We start from the raw sequence: 523 nt of genomic DNA on the forward strand, positions 1-523 counted from the left end.
CATGACTGGGGTGAAGTCGTAACAAGGTAACCCTAGGGGAACCTGGGGTTGGATCACCTCCTTACCTTAAGATGTCGAAGTTGTTGAGTGTTCACACAGATTGCCTTGATTCAAAGTAGTTAGAGCAAAGACCTGATGCGAAAGCGTCAGTGCTTATCTGGCTTCGGTCAGATGAGAGAAGCCCTATCATTGGGTTTTGGGATGTGAATAATGGCGCTCGGCCTCGCAGGCTCGGCACTCGCCATTACCCAAAATCTGCACTGCTGACGCAGCGCAAAGATGATTTTGGGTCCCCTTCGTCTAGAGGCCTAGGACACCGCCCTTTCACGGCGGTAACAGGGGTTCGAATCCCCTAGGGGACGCCACTTCTCTTCGCATCTTAAGAATGCAGAGTTAAGAAGTTAATTCTTAACTCTGTTTTCTTCGGCCTTGCGCCGTTGCAAACATGCTCTTTAACAATCTGGAAAGCTGATTTAAAAAGTAGTTCTCAAACATTTGTTACAAGTGCTTTGGAAACTTCTTG

General features: G+C 47.8%; 1 tRNA gene and 1 rRNA gene. Both read left to right on the plus strand.

The window, feature by feature from the left end:
* Positions 1-64 (plus strand): 16S ribosomal RNA (locus tag G5332_RS20215); the annotation flags it as partial.
* A gap of 225 nt (positions 65-289) precedes the next feature.
* Positions 290-365 (plus strand) — tRNA-Glu (locus G5332_RS20220).
* The last annotated feature ends 158 nt before the right edge of the window (positions 366-523 follow it).

This window comes from Aeromonas sp. 603757 (assembly GCF_049171255.1).
GTDB classification, from domain to species: Bacteria; Pseudomonadota; Gammaproteobacteria; order Enterobacterales; family Aeromonadaceae; genus Aeromonas; species Aeromonas veronii_A.